The following is an 829-nucleotide window of genomic DNA, read 5'->3' on the forward strand; positions in this document are numbered from 1 at the left end:
TCTTTATGGGCTATAGCAAGATAGAAGGACCATTTATAGGACGTAAATAAAATACCCTTTTTCGTACCTCCTAATACTCGCACCTTCATATGGCCCACCCTAGGACCTGTACAACTGCACTACGCGTAACGGCATACGGCATACAGCAAGACTACTTATCATAGGAGGTATGGACAAGGGTTAAGATATGATATGGCCACAAACTCCAATTAGTGCACCTATCTCCACAAAGTTATTGACCATCACATACCATTGCACTCAATCCACGTACAATGTAGGAGACGACTTTAAGTATAATAAGAAAAAATAAAAAAATTCAATGAAATCAAGGGTTTAAATGTACGATAATATCTAAAATCATACTTACAATAATATCCTCAAAAACGCCCTTGTTCCACTAACATGACAGAAGAGAAGTTGATACGGCATTATCAAAGCTGTTTCAGCGTGGTTTTATTGCCGTTGCGGAGTTTATTTCTGGATCTAGTTAAATACCCAAGAATTCACACGAAGCCTAACATATTATTTATTATTGTGGTTTATAAAATAGAGGAGGAATTATGTTGTACACAGAATTACAATACCAATGGAATCAACCTCAACAAATAGAAAATGATGAAAGAATTATATTTGGAGGATTTGGACCCGGAATGGGAATGGGAATGGGAATGGGAACGGGATTTGGCCCCGGAATGGGAATGGGATTCGGCCCTGGAATGGGATTCGGCCCTGGAATGGGATTCGGCCCTGGAATGGGATTCGGCCCTGGAATGGGATTCGGCCCTGGAATGGGATTCGGCCCTGGAATGTGATTCGGCCCTGGAATGGG

Annotated in this window: 1 protein-coding gene; it reads left to right on the forward strand. The window is 41.3% G+C overall.

What is annotated here, in order from left to right; all coding sequences use genetic code 11:
• Positions 1-560: 560 nt before the first annotated feature.
• Positions 561-812, forward strand: a complete 252-nt coding sequence (locus AC1DUW_RS30900) for a hypothetical protein (protein ID WP_477644462.1) — start codon at positions 561-563, stop codon at positions 810-812.
• Positions 813-829 lie beyond the last annotated feature (17 nt).

This window comes from Peribacillus sp. P4_C12, from assembly GCF_056402095.1.